Source organism: Nonomuraea sp. NPDC001831, assembly GCF_042892035.1.
Classification (GTDB): Bacteria; Actinomycetota; Actinomycetes; order Streptosporangiales; family Streptosporangiaceae; genus Nonomuraea.
The window spans coordinates 321,593-336,583 of sequence record NZ_JBIATU010000006.1; the positions used below are offsets into that span (position 1 = coordinate 321,593).

The 14,991-nt window shown below is 74.0% G+C and carries 9 protein-coding genes and 1 pseudogene; 6 read left to right on the forward strand and 4 right to left on the reverse strand.

Annotated features, from left to right (window positions below):
* Positions 1-85: 85 nt before the first annotated feature.
* The gene (gene hutH, locus ACFYYW_RS22145) at positions 86-1,795 is read left to right on the forward strand and encodes a histidine ammonia-lyase (RefSeq protein ID WP_387650968.1); all 1,710 of its coding nucleotides are present in this window, start codon (positions 86-88) and stop codon (positions 1,793-1,795) included.
* A 17-nt stretch (positions 1,796-1,812) separates the two neighbouring features.
* Here hutH and ACFYYW_RS22150 read toward each other — a convergent pair whose 3' ends face one another.
* Positions 1,813-3,015 (reverse strand): helix-turn-helix domain-containing protein, encoded by a 1,203-nt coding sequence (locus tag ACFYYW_RS22150; RefSeq protein WP_364390471.1) that lies wholly within the window; start codon positions 3,013-3,015, stop codon positions 1,813-1,815.
* Between the two features lie 188 nt (positions 3,016-3,203).
* Between ACFYYW_RS22150 and ACFYYW_RS22155 the strand changes: the two genes are divergently transcribed.
* The 5 genes and pseudogenes from ACFYYW_RS22155 (at position 3,204) to ACFYYW_RS22175 (ending at position 8,023) form a co-directional block, all read left to right on the forward strand.
* Positions 3,204-3,980 carry an ABC transporter ATP-binding protein gene (locus ACFYYW_RS22155; protein ID WP_387650969.1) on the forward strand — a complete coding sequence of 259 codons (777 nt, stop codon included), beginning with the start codon at positions 3,204-3,206 and terminating at the stop codon, positions 3,978-3,980.
* 23 nt (positions 3,981-4,003) lie between these two features.
* Positions 4,004-4,773 (forward strand): annotated as a pseudogene (locus ACFYYW_RS22160) (ABC transporter ATP-binding protein).
* A complete protein-coding gene (locus ACFYYW_RS22165; protein WP_352330127.1) occupies positions 4,770-5,660 on the forward strand; it encodes a branched-chain amino acid ABC transporter permease in 891 nt (296 codons plus the stop codon). Before ACFYYW_RS22160 ends, ACFYYW_RS22165 begins: the two are co-directional and overlap by 4 nt.
* Entirely contained in the window at positions 5,653-6,756 is a 1,104-nt protein-coding gene (locus ACFYYW_RS22170) for a branched-chain amino acid ABC transporter permease (RefSeq protein ID WP_387650971.1), read from the forward strand. Before ACFYYW_RS22165 ends, ACFYYW_RS22170 begins: the two co-directional genes overlap by 8 nt.
* Entirely contained in the window at positions 6,746-8,023 is a 1,278-nt protein-coding gene (locus tag ACFYYW_RS22175) for an ABC transporter substrate-binding protein (RefSeq protein ID WP_387650973.1), read from the forward strand. Before ACFYYW_RS22170 ends, ACFYYW_RS22175 begins: the two co-directional genes overlap by 11 nt.
* 9 nt (positions 8,024-8,032) lie before the next feature.
* On the opposite strand, the gene ACFYYW_RS22180 is transcribed toward ACFYYW_RS22175, so the two are convergent.
* The 3 genes from ACFYYW_RS22180 to ACFYYW_RS22190 all read right to left on the reverse strand — a co-directional run bounded on the left by ACFYYW_RS22180 (position 8,033) and on the right by ACFYYW_RS22190 (position 14,929).
* Positions 8,033-9,127, reverse strand: coding sequence for a glycosyltransferase family 4 protein (locus ACFYYW_RS22180; RefSeq protein WP_387650975.1), 1,095 nt, complete (start codon positions 9,125-9,127; stop codon positions 8,033-8,035).
* Between the two features lie 30 nt (positions 9,128-9,157).
* Entirely contained in the window at positions 9,158-11,335 is a 2,178-nt protein-coding gene (locus tag ACFYYW_RS22185) for a glycogen debranching N-terminal domain-containing protein (protein ID WP_387650977.1), read from the reverse strand.
* Between the two features lie 186 nt (positions 11,336-11,521).
* Complete coding sequence (locus ACFYYW_RS22190; protein ID WP_387650979.1) at positions 11,522-14,929, reverse strand: phosphodiester glycosidase family protein; 3,408 nt, start codon at positions 14,927-14,929, stop codon at positions 11,522-11,524.
* Between the last annotated feature and the right edge of the window lie 62 nt (positions 14,930-14,991).

Sequence of the window (14,991 nt, forward strand, 5' to 3'; positions counted from 1 at the left end):
CGTCCGTCCGGCCGGTTATAACCGAACGGAGTGGATCTTCGTCGTGAAGGGGCCGGGGGCCGTGTCGATCAGCAAAGTAGGACGAATGGCCGCCGGTGTCGGCCTGCTCGCGGCGGTGTGCGTGCCGGAGCGGGCCGTCGCCGTCCCGGCCCCGCCTCCGGGCGCGGCACCGGGTTCGGCACCGGGTTCAGCGCCGGTCGCGGCCCCGGCGCTCGCGCGGGCGCCGGTGCTCAACCTGGTGCTGGACGGCGGCCGGTTCGCGCTGCGGGACGCCTTCGCGATCCTGGCGGGCCGTCCGGTGCTGGCGCGGGTGTCGGAGGCCGCGCGGGCCCGCATGGCGCAGTCGCGGGCGGGGGCGCTGGCGGCCCTGAGCGGCCAGCGGGTGTACGGCTGGAACCAGGCGCTCGGCCCGCTGAAGGACCGCCCGCTCTCGCCGGAGGAGGCCGAGCAGTTCCAGCGCAACGTGCTGCGCTCGCACGCGGCGGGCGTCGGCCCGGCCTTCCCCGACGACGTGGTCAGGCTGGCCCTGGTCCTCAAGGCCAACCAGATGGCCAGGGGGAAGATGGGCGTCCGGCCCGAGGTGCCGCAGCGGCTGCTGTCCCTGGTGAACGCCGGGGTCGTGCCGGTGATGCCGCAGATCGGCTCGCTCGGCACCGGCGACCTGCAGCCGCAGGCGGCGGCCGGGCTGGCCGCGCTGGGCGAGGACGCGCCGGTGCACTACCGGGGCGAGACCGGGCCGGCCTCACGGATGTTGCCCAGGGCCGGGCTGCCGGCGAGCTTCACCTTCCAGGCCGGGGAGGCGCTGCCGATCGTCAGCGGCAGCACGGTGCTGGCCGCCACGCTGATGCACGCCGTGCACCGGGCCACCGTGCTCGCCGACCAGGCGGAGGGGGCCTTCGCGCTGTTCATGGAGGCCATCAGGGCCGAGCGCGGCTCGCTGGACGCGCGCACGCACCGCGAGCGGCACATCCCGGAGGAGGACGCGGTCGCGGCGCGGCTGCGGGCCATGGTCGCGGGCTCGGGCTGGATGACCGAGGAGGGCCGCAGGCGGCTCGACCCGGCGAACTACACCCCGCGCGTGCAGGACGCGGTCTCGGTGCGCGCGGCCCCGCACATCATGGCCGGGCTGCGGCAGGTGCTCGCCGCCACCCGGCGGACGCTGGCCCGCGAGGCCAACTCCTCGGCCTCCAACCCGCTGGTCTTCCGGCGGGAGCGCGGCCCCGGCTACGAGTTCGTGATGGGCGGCAACTGGGACGGCTCGATCATGGGCCATCTCGCCGACAGCCTGAACGCCGAGATCACCGACCTCGGCGTCCTGTCGCAGGAGTTGTCCGGCCGCCTGCTGTCGCCCCGCTGGAGCTACGGCCTGCCGGCGAACCTGGCCGGCGGGAGCGTCGGCCTGAACTCCGGGATGGTGCAGGCGCAGTCGGTGGCCGCGGCGGTGGTCCCCGAGATGCAGGTCAGGGCCCATCCGGCGGGCACGTTGTCGCGTCCGGTCAAGGACGGCCAGGAGGACCACAACACGATGGCGATGGCCTCGGCCCGCGACCTGCACGCGAACCTCGACCGTCTGGAGATCGTGCTGGCGGTGCAGTACCTGATGGCGGCGCAGGGCATCGACCTGATCGCGGCGAGGATGGCCGGCCTGCCGCTCGGGACGGCGACCCGTGCCCTGCACGACGAGCTCAGGCGCTACGTCGCGCCGCTGGGCGACGACCGTTACCTGACTCCCGACCTGGAACGGACGATCTCGCTGGTGCACGCGGGCGGCCTGACGCCGTCCGTCGCCCCCTGAGACGGCCCGTCCGGCGCTCACCCGGCGGGCGGGGGCAGCAGGCGGACCGCGTCCAGGGCCAGCGCGAGGTCCACGATGTCCCGCGGGCGGGTGAGCGAGCGACCGGTGAGCTGCTCGATCCGGCGGACCCGGTTGATGATCGTGTTGCGGTGGCAGAACAGCCGGCCGGCGGCCCTGGCGGCCGACCCGTCGCAGGCCAGCCAGGTCTCCAGGGTGGTCAGCAGCGTGTCGCGGTCGGCCGGGTCGAGGGCGAGCAGCCGGCCGAGCGCGCCTTCGACGAGGTGGCCGGTGACGCCGGGCCGGCTGATCATCAGCACGGCCGGCACGCGTTCGTCCAGGCGGGCGATCTCGGGGCCGCCGTCGGCGCAGGTGCGCATGGCGAGGGAGGCCAGCTCGTGCGCGGTGCCCAGCTCGTCCAGGCCGGTGACGACGGGGCTGACGCCGGCCACGCCGCTGACGATGAGGCTCAGCTCCTGGCACAGGTCGTCCAGGGTGGCCCGGCCGAGCGCGACGACGGCGACCTCGTGGCCGGTGCGCATGCGCCACAGCAGTCGCAGCGCGCCCAGGGTCGCGGGCAGCCGGACGTCGTCGTGGTGCCGTCCGCCGGGGAAGCGCACGGTGACGACGGCGTAGCGGGCGCGTTCGGGCAGGCCGAGGGAGTCGGCGGCGGCGCGCACCACCCCGGCGTCGGCGCTGCCGTCGAGCAGGGCGTCCAGCAGCGCGTTGACGCGTTCCTTGCTGCGGCCGAGTATCTCCTGCTCGCGCCGGGCGTAGACGTCGCAGGCCACCAGCGACTGCCGGTCGATCGCGTGCCAGACGTGGCTGGCGGCGCGGACCAGGACGTCGAGGCGTTCGGGGCGCTCGCGTTCCATGTGGTCCACGATCGCCGACCAGGTGACCTGGCCGGCCAGGCGGTACATGCGCAGCAGCGACTCCAGCGGAAGGCCCTGCTCGGCCCTGCGCTGGGCCATCGACCGGGTGAAGACCAGGTCGCGCCGCTCGGACGGCTCCTGCAGGATCGCGGTCAGGCCCAGGCGCACGCCTTCGAGGGTGCTCTTCCAGTGCTCGTCGTAGGGGACGCAGGCGCTGTAGACGTCGTCGCCGCCGCGCGTCCTGGCGACCAGCTCGCCGGTCAGTTCGGGCAGGCGTTCGAGCAGTGCCCTGGCTGCGGTGCGTAACGTCTGGCGGACGTCCTCGTCCACGACCGTAGGGGGACGCATTCCCCGAGGCTGCCACCGGCCGCCGTTCCAGAACAAGGCTCTGTAGCGTTTTGTGACCTCGCGTTGTGCGGCTGCACAACGGGCCCCCGGCCGCGGTGGGCAGCGAGCCCGACTTCGCCGCCGCATCTGGACGGCGGCCCCGCCCGCCGGTTTGGGTGGGCCGCCATGGGGTCCTGTGAGGAAGACGAATGGCCGAGCTGAGCGTGGACGGTCTGGTGGTGGACTACGGTCCCGTCCGGGCGCTGGACGGCGTGTCACTGAGCGTGCCGTCCGGGGCGGTGGTGGCCGTGCTGGGCGCGAACGGCGCCGGGAAGACGACGTTGCTGCGGGCGGTCTCGGGAACGCTCCGGTTCCACCGGGGCCGGATCGCCGCCGGCGGCGTCACCGTGGCCGGGGCGCGGGTGGACGGGCAGCCGACCGCGGCCGTGGTGCGGCGCGGCGTCACGCACGTGCCCGAGGGCCGCCGGGTGTTCGCCCGCATGACAGTGGAGGAGAACCTGCGGGCCGGCGGCCTGGGCACGCCGCGCGCGGCCGCCGTCCGGGCCCGGCGGCGGGTGCGCGAGCTGTTCCCCGTCCTGGCCGAGCGCGCGCACCAGCGCGCCGGGCTGCTGTCGGGCGGCGAGCAGCAGATGCTGGCCATCGGCCGGGCGCTGATGGCCGAGCCGTCGGTGTTGCTGCTGGACGAGCCGACGCTCGGCCTGGCCCCCCGGGCGGCCGCCACGATCGCCGCCACGATCAGGGCGATCAACGCCGCCGGGACCTCGATCCTGCTCGTCGAGCAGAACGTCGCCACGGCCCTGTCGCTGGCCTCCCACGCGTACGTGCTGGAGGTCGGCGCGGTCGCGCTGGCCGGGCCCGCGGCCGAGCTGGCCGCCGGCGACGAGGTGCGCCGCCGCTACCTGGGCGTGGACGACGGCGCCCCGGCCCCGCGGGCCAGGGCCGGGCTGTCGAGGTGGTCCGCGTGACCCCGACATACCAACCGGATGGTATGCCCGCCCTGGAGGTGCGCGATGTGACCGTCCGCTTCGCCGGCCTGACGGCGCTGGACGGCGTCGGCTTCACGGTCGCGCCCGGCACCGTGCACGCGCTCATTGGCCCCAACGGCGCGGGCAAGTCCACCTGCTTCAACGTGCTGTCCGGCGTCTGCCGGGCCGCCTCGGGCAGCGTCAGGTTCGGCGGGAGCGAGCTGACCGCGCTGCGCCCGCACCGGATCGCCGCGCTCGGCGTCGCCCGCACGTTCCAGAACATCGCGCTCTCCCCGCACCAGCCGGTGCGCGACAACCTGCTGCTGGGCCGCCACCGGCTCACCCGGGCCGGGTTCGTCTCCGCCGGGCTCGGCCTGCCGGCCGCGCGCCGCGAGCAGCGCGCCCACGCCGCCAGGGTCGCCGAGATCGCGGCCTTCGCCGGGCTCGCCGCGGTGCTGGACACGCCGGTCGGGCTGCTCCCGTACGGCGTGCAGAAGCGGGTCGAGCTGGCCAGGGCCCTGGCCATGGAACCGCGCCTGCTCCTGCTGGACGAGCCGGTCGCCGGGATGAACGGCGGCGAGCGGCTGGAGATGGCCGGGCTGATCAGGTCGGTACGGGAGAGCCTGGCCTGTCCGTCCTGCTGGTCGAGCACGACATGGGCATGGTCATGCGGCTGGCCGACCGGGTGACCGTCCTGGACTTCGGCCGCCGCATCGCCGACGGGCCGCCCGCCGAGGTGCAGAACGACCCGGCGGTCATCGGCGCGTACCTGGGCGTGGAGGAGAGCGAGTGATCACCTTTGTGGAGCTGCTCGTCAACGGGGTCTCGCTGGGGGCCGTCTACGCGTTGATCGCGCTGGGCTTCGTCGTCATCTTCAAGGCGAGCGAGGTGGTGAACTTCGCGCACGCCTCGCTGCTGCTGGCCGGCGGGTACGTGGTGGCGCGGCTGCACCCCCACCTCGGCTTCTGGCCCGCGCTGCTGGCCGGGGTCGTGGCGGCGGCGGTCATCGGGGCGCTGGTGGAGTTCCTGGTCATCCGCCGCTCGAAGGCCGGTTCGCACAGCGTGCTGGCCATCGTCACCATCGGCGTGGACATCGTGCTGACCACCGAGCTCACCCGGCGGATCGGCACCGAGGTGCTGGCCATGGGCGACCCGTGGGGCTCGCGGGTGCTGCGCCTCGGGCCCGTCACGGTCGCCGAGACCCGGGTCGTCGCGCTGGTCGTGGCCGGGGTGCTGATCGCGGCGTTCCTGCTGGCGTTCAAGCACACCGGATGGGGGGTGGCGATGCGGGCCACCGCCGAGGACCCCGAGACGGCCGCGCTCATGGGCGTGCGGCTCGGCCGCGTCTCGGTCAGCGCGTGGGCCGTGGCCGGGGCGCTGGCCGCGGTGGCCGCGCTGTTCCTGTGCGTCTTCCCCACGCCCGGCCTGGACCGCGGCTCCTCGCTGGCCGCGCTGAAGGCCTTCCCCGCCGCGATACTCGGCGGCCTGGACTCCACCACGGGCGCGCTGGCCGGCGGCCTGATCGTCGGCGTCACCGAGGCACTGACCACCGGCTACCAGAACGACCTGGCCTTCCTCGGCCGCGGGATCGGCGACGTGGCGCCGTTCCTCGTCATGGTCGTCGTGCTGCTGCTGCGGCCCGCCGGGCTGTTCGGGACGCGGGAGCGGGCCCGTGTCTAGGGCCGTCGGGTCACTGGTGGCTCTGGCCGTATTCGTCGCCGTGCCCTTCTACCTGGAGGGGTTCTGGCTGCAGGCGGGCCTGTTCGCGATGGCGGCGGCGATCGGCGCGATCGGCGTCAACCTGCTGACCGGGGCGACCGGGCAGCTGTCCATGGGCCACGCGTTCTTCCTGGCCGTCGGCGCCTACGCCTACGTCTACCTGGCCGCCGAGCCCACCGCGTCGCTGGGCGGCCTGGGCCTGCCGGCGCCGGTGGCCGCGGTGCTGGCGGTGGCGCTGGCCGGGGTCGCCGGCGGGCTGTTCAGCCCGATCGCGGGCCGGCTCAAGGGCGCCTACCTGGGCATCGCCACGCTGGCGCTGATCTTCGGCGGGCAGCATCTGCTGTTCAACGCCGGGCCGGTCACGGGCGGGTTCAACGGGCGTGCCGTGCCGGCGATGGAGATCTTCGGATTCGCCTTCGCCGACGGGCCGGAGCTGGTCGTCATGGACGTGCCGTTCGGCGCGCTGGAGCGACTGTGGTTCCTGGGCGGCCTGGCGCTGCTGGGAGCGGCGCTGTTCGCCCGCGGCGTGCTGCGCGGGCGGCCCGGCAGGGCGCTGAACACGATCCGCGACCACGAGATCGCGGCCGGGGTGATGGGCGTGCCCGTCACCCGCTACCGGGCCGGCGTCTTCGTGTTGTCGTCCATGTACGGCGGCCTGGCCGGCGTGCTGCTGGCCCTGGTCTTCCAGCGGACCGTGCCCGACTACTTCGGCATGCTGCTCTCCCTCGACTACCTCGCGATGATCGTCATCGGCGGCCTGGGCTCGGTGGGCGGCGCGGTGCTCGGCGCCGTCTTCGTCTCCCTGCTGCCGCAGCTGCTGACCCGTTACGGCGACGCCATCCCCCTGGTGTCGCCGTCCGGCTCCGGCGGCGGCCTGTCCCCCGCCGAGGCCGCCCGCATCCTGTACGGCGCCGCCGTCGTCGCCGTCGTCCTCTTCCTCCCGGGCGGCCTGCTCGGCCTGCCGCGCGCCCTGCGCGGCCGGTCACGGCGGCGCCGCCCGTCCGCTGCACCGTCACCGGATCCGTCCCCGAAGACCAGGAGCTCACATGTCCCGTAACCGCACGGCCGTCCTGGCCGCGCTGCTGGCGCTGGGGCTGGCGGCCACCGCCTGCGCCAGCGGCAAGGCCACCGGCGGCGGCCGGGCGACCGCCACCGCCGCCGGCGGCGACGGCGTCAGGACCGGCCCCGGCGTCACCGCCGACACGATCACGCTCAGCCTGCTCACCGACCTGACCGGCCCCTACGCCTCGCTGGGCAAGAGCCTCACCCAGGCGCAGCAGCTCTACTTCGAGCAGGTCAACCAGGGCGGCGGCGTCTGCGGCAGGAAGATCGAGACCATCGTCCGCGACCACGGTTACGACGCGCAGAAGGCGATGGCCGCCTACGCCGAGGTCGCGCCGAAGACGGCCGCGATCCCGCAGTTCATCGGCTCGCCGATGGTCACCGCGCTCAAGGACCGGATCACCGCGGACCAGATCCTCACCCTGCCCATGGCGTGGGCCACCGGCCTGCTCGGCAGCCAGGCCATCCAGGTCACCGGCACCACCTACGACGTGGACATGATCAACGCCGTCGACTTCCTGGTGAAGGAGAAGGGCGTCAAGGCCGGGGACCGGATCGGCCACCTGTACTTCGAGGGCGACTACGGCGAGAGCGCCCTCGCCGGGTCCAAGTACGCCGCCGGCGAGCTGGGGCTCACGCTGGTCGAGCAGAAGATCAAGGCGACCGACCAGGACATGACCGCGCAGGTGGCGGCGTTCAGGAAGGCGGGCGTGCGGGCCGTGCTGGTCTCGGTCGGCCCGCGGCAGGCGGCCTCGCTGGTCGGCGTGGCCGTGGCCGCCGGGATGGACGTGCCGTTCGTCGGCAGCAACTCGGCCTACAGCCCGCAGCTCCTGGCCACCCCGGCCGCGCCGGCGCTGCTGAAGGACTTCTTCTACGTGACCGCGGGCGCCCCGATCAGCGCGCCGCTGCCCGCCTACGCCAAGCTCATCGCCGACTACCGGGCCAAGTACGCCGGCCAGCCCCTGGACAGCGGCGTGGCGGCCGGGTGGACCGCGGCGGTCATCGTCGGCGACGCGCTGCGCAAGGCGTGCCAGGCCAAGGACCTCAGCCGGGCGGGCATCGTCGCGGCCCACCGGTCGCAGAAGTCGTGGGAGGCCGGGCTGGGCGGCACGCCGATGGACTTCAGCGTCTTCGACCGGCCCGCCTCGCGCGCCTCCTACGTCGTCAAGCCCGACAAGCAGGCGGTGGGCGGCGCCGTCGTCCTCAAGGAGGCGGCGGTGTCGGAGCTGGCCGCGAAGTACACCGTGCCGGCGGCCGGCTGACCGGCGGGGTCACCGCCCGGCGGGCTCGTCGGTGAGCCCCGCCGGTCGGGGGGCGGCCAGCATGCGGCGGTAGACCGCCTCGTAGGCCGCGGCCATCGCGCTCACGCCGAAATTCCGTTCGACGTGGGCGCGGCAGGCCCGCGGGTCGAGCCGCCCGGCCGCCTCGATCGCCGCGGGCAGCTCGGCCGCCTCCCGCAGGACGAACCCCGTCACGCCGTCCACCACGATCTCCGGCACCGCTCCCCGGCCGATGGCGACGACGGGCGTGCCGCAGGCCATGGCCTCGATCACCACCATGCCGAACGGCTCCTCCCACTGGATGGGGAAGACCATGCAGCGGGCGGCGGCCAGCAGCTCGCGCTTGCGTCCGGCGTCGGCCTCGCCGAGGTAGGTGACGCCGGGGCCGAGCCGCGGCCGTACGTGCTCGTCGAAGTAGACGTGCTCGCACGGCTCGGTGAGCTTGCCGGCCAGCACGATGCGGCGGCCCGCGGCGCGGGCGGCGTCGATGGCCAGGTGCGGGCCCTTGCTGTGGCTGAAGCGGCCCAGCCACAGCACCCAGTCCTCCTTGTGCTCCCGGAAGGGGAAGGAGGCGGTGTCGAGCGCGTTGTGCACGGTGGCGATCCAGTTGAGGTCGGGGGCGTCGGCGCGCTGGGCGTCGGAGACGGCGATCAGGTTGACGTGCTCGCCCAGCGCCCGGTACACCTCGCCCAGCTCGCCGCCGGCATCGCCGTGACAGGTGACCACGGTCGGGGTCGCCCGGCCGAGGGCGGTGAGCGGCCCGGCCAGCGAATGGTCGTGCACGATGTCGGCGGGCAGCCCTTCCAGCGCCCGCCAGGCCTGGGCGGCGTGCAGCACCTCGGGCAGCCCCTCGCCGATCCGCTCCGAGGGCGCCTCGGGGTAGGTGACCAGGAACTTGGCCGGGAGACCTGTGCTGCCCGCGCCGATCAGCGTCACCTCGTGGCCGCGGGCGGACAGGCCCGTGATCAGGTCGGCGAGCATCTGCTCGATCCCGCCGTAGGCCCGCGGCGGCACCTCCTCCCAGGGCGGAGCGACCATCACGATGCGCAGCGCGCCTTCCCAGTCGTCCTCGAACTCCGTCGTCATTCCAGCACCTCCCCCGTGTCGGTCCGGTCGTCACAGCGCCGGCAGGCCGTGCGCCCTGCGGGCGGGGCCGGAGCGGCAGGCGCCGCTGATCGGGCAGCGCGGTTCGGTGACCAGCTCGACGCCGTCGGGCAGGCCGGACACCAGCGGCGTGCCGTCCTCGCCCCTGACGCGGATGCCGACCCTGGAGTCGCCCACCGGCATGCCCTTGATCGTCACCTCCCCGAACCCCTCGGGCAGCGCCGGGACCAGCCACAGCTTCCCGTACGGCACCCACGGGTCCAGCCGCAGCAGCGTGCGCAGGAGCTGGATGGGCGCGGCGGCGGCCCACGCCTGCGGCGAGCACGACGTCGGGTACGGAACCGGCCGCGCGTACTCCTCCTTGCCGAACCCGCAGAACAGCTCCGGCAGCCGCCCCCCGAAGGCGTGCGCGGCCTCCAGCAGCCCGACGGCGATGCGCTGGGCCTCCTCGACGTGGCCGTAGCGCATCAGCCCGGCGGCGATGATCGCGCTGTCGTGCGGCCACACCGAGCCGTTGTGGTAGCTCATCGGGTTGTAGGCCCCCATGGACGAGGCCAGCGTGCGCACCCCGAACCCGGTGAACATCTCCGGCGAGAGCAGGTGGCGGGCCACCTGCCGGGCCTTGTCCTCGTCGGCGATGCCGGCCCACAGGCAGTGGCCCATGTTGGAGCCGAGGCCGTCGATGGGCCGGCCGCGCCCGTCCAGGCCCATGGCGTAGTAGCCGGGGCCGGGCAGCCAGAACCGCTCGTTGAACGCCTCCCTGATCGCCCGCGCCCGCTGCACGTAGCGCCGCTCGGCGGCCTCGTCGCCCTGCTGGCAGGCGAAGTGGGCGCGGGCGAGGTAGGCGGCGTAGACGTAGCCCTGCACCTCGGCCAGGGCGATCGGCGGGCGGGCGATGGTGCCGTCGGCGAAGTTGACGCCGTCGAAGGAGTCCTTCCAGCCCTGGTTGACCAGGCCGCGGTCGGTCTTGCGCTGGTACCAGACGAAGCCGTCGCGGCTGGCGTACTCCTCGATCCAGGCCAGGGCGGCGTCGGCGTGCGGCAGCAGCTCCTCGACCGCCTCGCGGTGCACGCCCCAGCGGCGCACCTCGCCGAGCAGCATGACGAACAGCGGCGTGGCGTCCACCGAGCCGTAGTAGGCCCGCCCGCCGTACGGCGAGGAGCCGTCCTGGACGCCGAAGCGCAGCTCGTGCATGATCTTGCCGGGCTCCTCCTCCGACAGCGCGTCCACCTTGGCGCCCTGGAGCCGGGCCAGCCTGCGCAGGGTGCCGAGGGCGAGCGTCTGGTCCAGCGGCAGCGCCATCCAGGAGGTCAGCAGCGAGTCGCGGCCGAACAGCGTCATGAACCAGGGGGCGCCGGCGGCGATGGCGGGCGGCTCGTCGGGATGGTCGCGGTCGAACAGGCGCAGGCTGCCCAGGTCCTCGCGGGAGCGGGCCAGGGCCTCGACGAGAGCGGCGTTCGTGCTCTCCAGGACGGGGGTGCTGGCGGTCCACTCGGCCAGGCGGCGGGCCGGCTCGGCGTGGTGGGGGGGATGGGCGACCGGGAACCGGGCCGAGGACTCCTCGCCCTCGTGGACCGGCGTCACCAGCACGGTGACGTGCCATTCGCCGCGGGCGGGCACCACGACGTCGAAGGTGAGCAGGCCCGGCGCGGTGACGACCGGCGTGCCGGGCGGTTCGACGGCGATCCTGGCGCCGCGGGCGCGGCTGGGCGAGTAGACCTCGATGCCGCGCTCGCCGGGGTTCATCTCGACGTCCTCGGCGGGCCAGCTGCGTTCGGACTTCACCTCGAACAGGTCGGCCAGGTCGGCGCCGGCCTGCACGCACACGACGCAGCCCGCGGCCTCCTCGGACATGTTGCGCAGCGTGAGGTCCTCGCGCAGCCCGCCGCCGACGTAGCGGTCGCGCACGACGAGCAGCGTGCTCTCCGCCCATCCGGGACGCGGCCGGGCCTTGCCGAGGAAGGTGGCGTGGTACGGCTCGCCCATGATGACCTGCAGCGGCTCGACGGGATGGTCGTCCACGCGCAACATCCAGCGGGACAGCAGGCGGGTGTCGGCGTGGTAGACGCCCTGCGCGCCGCCGGGGACGATGTCGCCGCCGCACTGGCACACGCAGAACGAGCCGCCCTCCACGAGCGTGACCGTGTCGCCCAGCGCGCCGGGTTGTCCCTCGAAGGTCCATGCGTTCACCGACGAACCCCCAGTCCTTCCCCCGGTCCCGCGCCTCGCGGGGGCAGGTCCCCGCACGTCAGGAGTGCTATCCGGAGGAAGGAGGGGGAATCCCATGACTGCCTAGATTCTTAACCCTTCATCCCGATATTTCGGTATCTGAGAGGGTTTCGGCCGGGGAGGGCGCTTCCTCCCCGGCCGGGGGCCTCAGGCGGCGGCCTTGGCGGTGAGCGCCACGGTCGCCTGGCGGGTGACCCCGCTGACGGTGACCGCGACCGTCACCTGTCCCGCCCGCAGGGCGGTGATCGTGCCGGTGCCCGGGTCGAGCACCGCCACGTGCCACGGCTTGGCCGTCTGGCGGGTGCCGACGTGCAGGTTGGGCGAGCCGGACCAGGTGACCGAGACCGGGTAGGCGGCCGGGACGGCCCGGTCGTCCTGCCGGATCGCCGCCGTGACCGGCGCGGGCGCGCCGACGGCGACGGTCGCGGGCGCGGTCAGCGTCAGCTCGTCCACGTGCGGCCGCACCTGCGTGCCGATCCAGTCGGGCGCGTCGGTGAACCAGTTGCGCCGCACGTGCTCGGCCTCGGCGGGCGTCACGGGGTCCACGCCCCACAGCGACCAGCCGGTGAAGCCGCCGTCCTCGGGGGCGGTGGCCGGGTTCTTGCCGGAGTTGCCGTTGATGAAGTACGGCACCGCGTCCACGCGCGAGGCGTTGAACGTGCCCACGTGCCCGCCGATGAAGGCCGCGCCCTTGCCGGTGTCGCGTTGGAAGGCGGCCAGCCAGCCCTCGACCAGCGCGGCCTCCTTCCGGTCGCCGAGCTGGCTGCCCTTGCCCGGCGTGGGGTCGCGCGGCGGCACGTGGAACAGCACGGCGACCGATCCGACGGAGGCGTCCTTGGCCGCCTTGTCGAGCTCGGAGCGGAGCATCGCGACCTGGTCGTAGCCGCCGCCGCGCAGGTTCAGGCGGGAGGTGTCCAGGGTGACGAAGCGGGTGCCCTTGTGGTCGAAGGTGCCGTAGGTGTCGCCGAAGACGGCCTTGAAGTTGTCGATCTTGCCGCCCATGACCTCATGGTTGCCGGGGATGTAGTGATATTTCAGCTCTCCGCCCAGCTCCTCGTCGAGGATCTTCTTCGCCAGCGCGAAGTCCTCCGGCGACGCCTCGTCCACCAGGTCGCCGTTGATCAGCAGGAAGTCGGGCTTGGCGGCCTTGATCTCCTTGAGCGTGCGGCGGGCGTTCCTGACGATGTCGCTGTCGGGGTTCCTGGCCACGAACTGGGCGTCCGACATGACCGCGAACCGCCAGGGCGCCTTGGCCACGTCCGCCTTGACCACCGGGTCGGCGACCTTGGGCACGGCCGGCGCGGTGATCGACGGCGGCACCTTGGCCACCAGGCCGTCGATCAGGATGTCGTTGGTGTACTTGGCGTCGGCCCTGGTCTCGGCCACGTAGAAGCGCCGGAGCTTGAGCGGGTAGTTGACCCCGGCGGGCACCGGGAACTCGACGTACTGCCAGCCGGTCCACGTCAGGTACGGCCCGCGCAGGATCTGCGACTGGCCGAGCGCGTCGTAGAACTCCAGGCTGGGCCACTCCCCCTTGCCGGTGGAGTTGATCCACAACCCGAACGCCTGCGGCTGCCCGTCCACCACGATCTGCTGCGGCGGGCCGGCGTAGGCGGCCCGGGTGGCGGTCGAGGTGGTGAAGTCGTAGGACAGCTTGAGCCCGCCGCCGCTCTGGCCCGGCGCGGCCGACAGCGACCCGGTGGCGCGGGCGGCGGCGAAGGTCCACTTGGCCGCGTCCTCGAAGTCGGCGACCGGCTTGGACTCGAAGCCGACCGTCACCGGCACGGCCGTGGTGACCTTGCCGACCTTGGCGGTGATCAGCCCGGAGCCGGTGGCCTGCCGGGCCTTGACGGTGAAGTAGCCGTGCTCGGCCGGGGTGACCTCGAACAGGTTCCGGTCGTAGTCGAGCGTGAGGTCGTCCGGCTCGATGGGCGCGGAGTTGCCATTGTGGTCGTAGCCGACGACGCCGAAGGCGGCGCTGCCGCCGGCGCCCGCGATGCCGAGCCGGTCGGCCGTGGCGCCGAGCCGCTGCAGCGGCTGGAGCACGGTCAGGTCGATCGTGCCCTTGGCGCCGCCGCGCGCGGCGGTGACCGTGGTCTGGCCGGGCACCAGGGCGTGGAACCGGCCGTTCCTGATCACGCCGTGCACGGCCGGGTTGGCCCGCCAGGACGGCGTGCCGGCCGCGGGGCCGTACGTCTCGTCGTAGCCGGCGGCGGTCAGCCGCCTGGTGAGGCCCGGGAAGACGCGGTCGGGACGGCCGCCCGCGACCGGGCCGACGCCGGGCGCCTTGGCCGGGTCGCTCGCCGTCTCCAGCCAGAAGCCCTTGAGCTTGCCGCTGCCCTCGGGCGCGTACAGCGCCAGGCCGTTGGGCACGTGGCGCTCGCCGCCGTCGGAGGGGCTGTTCTCCACCTGGACCTGCGCCGAGCCGGGCTCGCGCGCCAGCAGGGTGGAGGAGCCGCCGCCGTCGAGGTTGAGCGCGTCGGCCGCGCCCAGGTCCACCATCATGGCGGCCAGCTCGTTGAGCGTGACGCCGCGGCTGTCGGCCTGGCGGCCGTCCACGGTCAGCAGGTACATCTTCCTGCCGTCGGCGGAGAAGCCCACGGCGGTGCGCGGGTGCGCGGCCGGGTCGCCGCTGTTCTGCACGACGCCGTCCTTGACCAGGACGTAGTTGCCGCCGACGGCCGCCTTGACGGCGGCGCCGTCCGACGCCTTCGGCTGGTACTTCACGTCCACGCGGTCGCCGGCCTTCAGGGCCGACAGCGCGGCGGCGCCGGCGTCCCGGCCGAGCAGGATCGTGGTGCCGGCGGGGATGGGCCCGGTGCCGGCGGCGTTGCGCACCTCGGTGACCACGCCGTCCACCAGCACGACCTCGGCGACCGTGGCGGCGCCCTCGACGGCGCGGGCCCGGCTGTAGGAGCCCCACAGCGGCGTGAACAGGCCGACGCCGCCGTTCTGCACCATCTGGTTGAACTGGGTGAGCGCGATCGGCGCGCCGCCGGAGGGGGTGGCGGTGCCCTCGAAGTACATCTTGAGCACCCGCCCGACGCCCTCGCCGGTGACGGCGACCGCGTTGTCGTGCCCGGCGGCCGGCGACTGGACCAGCGTGCCGTCCTGCACGCCGATGCCCTGGGCGGCGCCGGAGTTGTTGATGTCGAAGAAGTCGCCGTTGACCGCCGCCACGGCGCGGGAGCGACCGGCGGGGCCGGACAGCGGCTCGGTCTTGGTCACCTCGCCGGAGAAGACGTAGTCGGCCCTGGGCGCGCCCTTGCCGCCGCCGAGGTCGGCGGTCAGCGCGTCGGCGCGCAGCCAGCCCTGCGCGTCGTAGGTGTCGAACGAGGTCAGCGAGAGGCCCGGCGCGACCGGCCGGGTCCTCTTGGCCGTCTCCAGCCGGGGCTGCCCGGCGGTGGCCTGGCTGATCAGCGTGGAGGGCGGCGGGTAGGAGGACGCCTTCAGCGCGTCCTCGGCGGGCGGGGCGGGGTCGGCCTGCGCGGGCGCGCTCAGGGCCACCGGCCCTAACACGAGCGCGGCGGCGGCCAGGAAACGGAGGGTCTGCACGACCGAACTCAATCGTTCGTGGATATAAGTTTCAAGACTTCGGAGTGAACTAAAAGAAAATT

Bases quoted from the DNA above. Each gene is read 5' to 3' on its own strand.
- hutH (WP_387650968.1), top strand. From the start codon at position 86: ATGGCCGCCGGTGTCGGCCTGCTCGCGGCGGTGTGCGTGCCGGAGCGG.
- ACFYYW_RS22150 (WP_364390471.1), bottom strand. From the start codon at position 3,015: ATGCGTCCCCCTACGGTCGTGGACGAGGACGTCCGCCAGACGTTACGC.
- ACFYYW_RS22155 (WP_387650969.1), top strand. From the start codon at position 3,204: ATGGCCGAGCTGAGCGTGGACGGTCTGGTGGTGGACTACGGTCCCGTC.
- ACFYYW_RS22175 (WP_387650973.1), top strand. From the start codon at position 6,746: ATGTCCCGTAACCGCACGGCCGTCCTGGCCGCGCTGCTGGCGCTGGGG.
- ACFYYW_RS22180 (WP_387650975.1), bottom strand. From the start codon at position 9,127: ATGACGACGGAGTTCGAGGACGACTGGGAAGGCGCGCTGCGCATCGTG.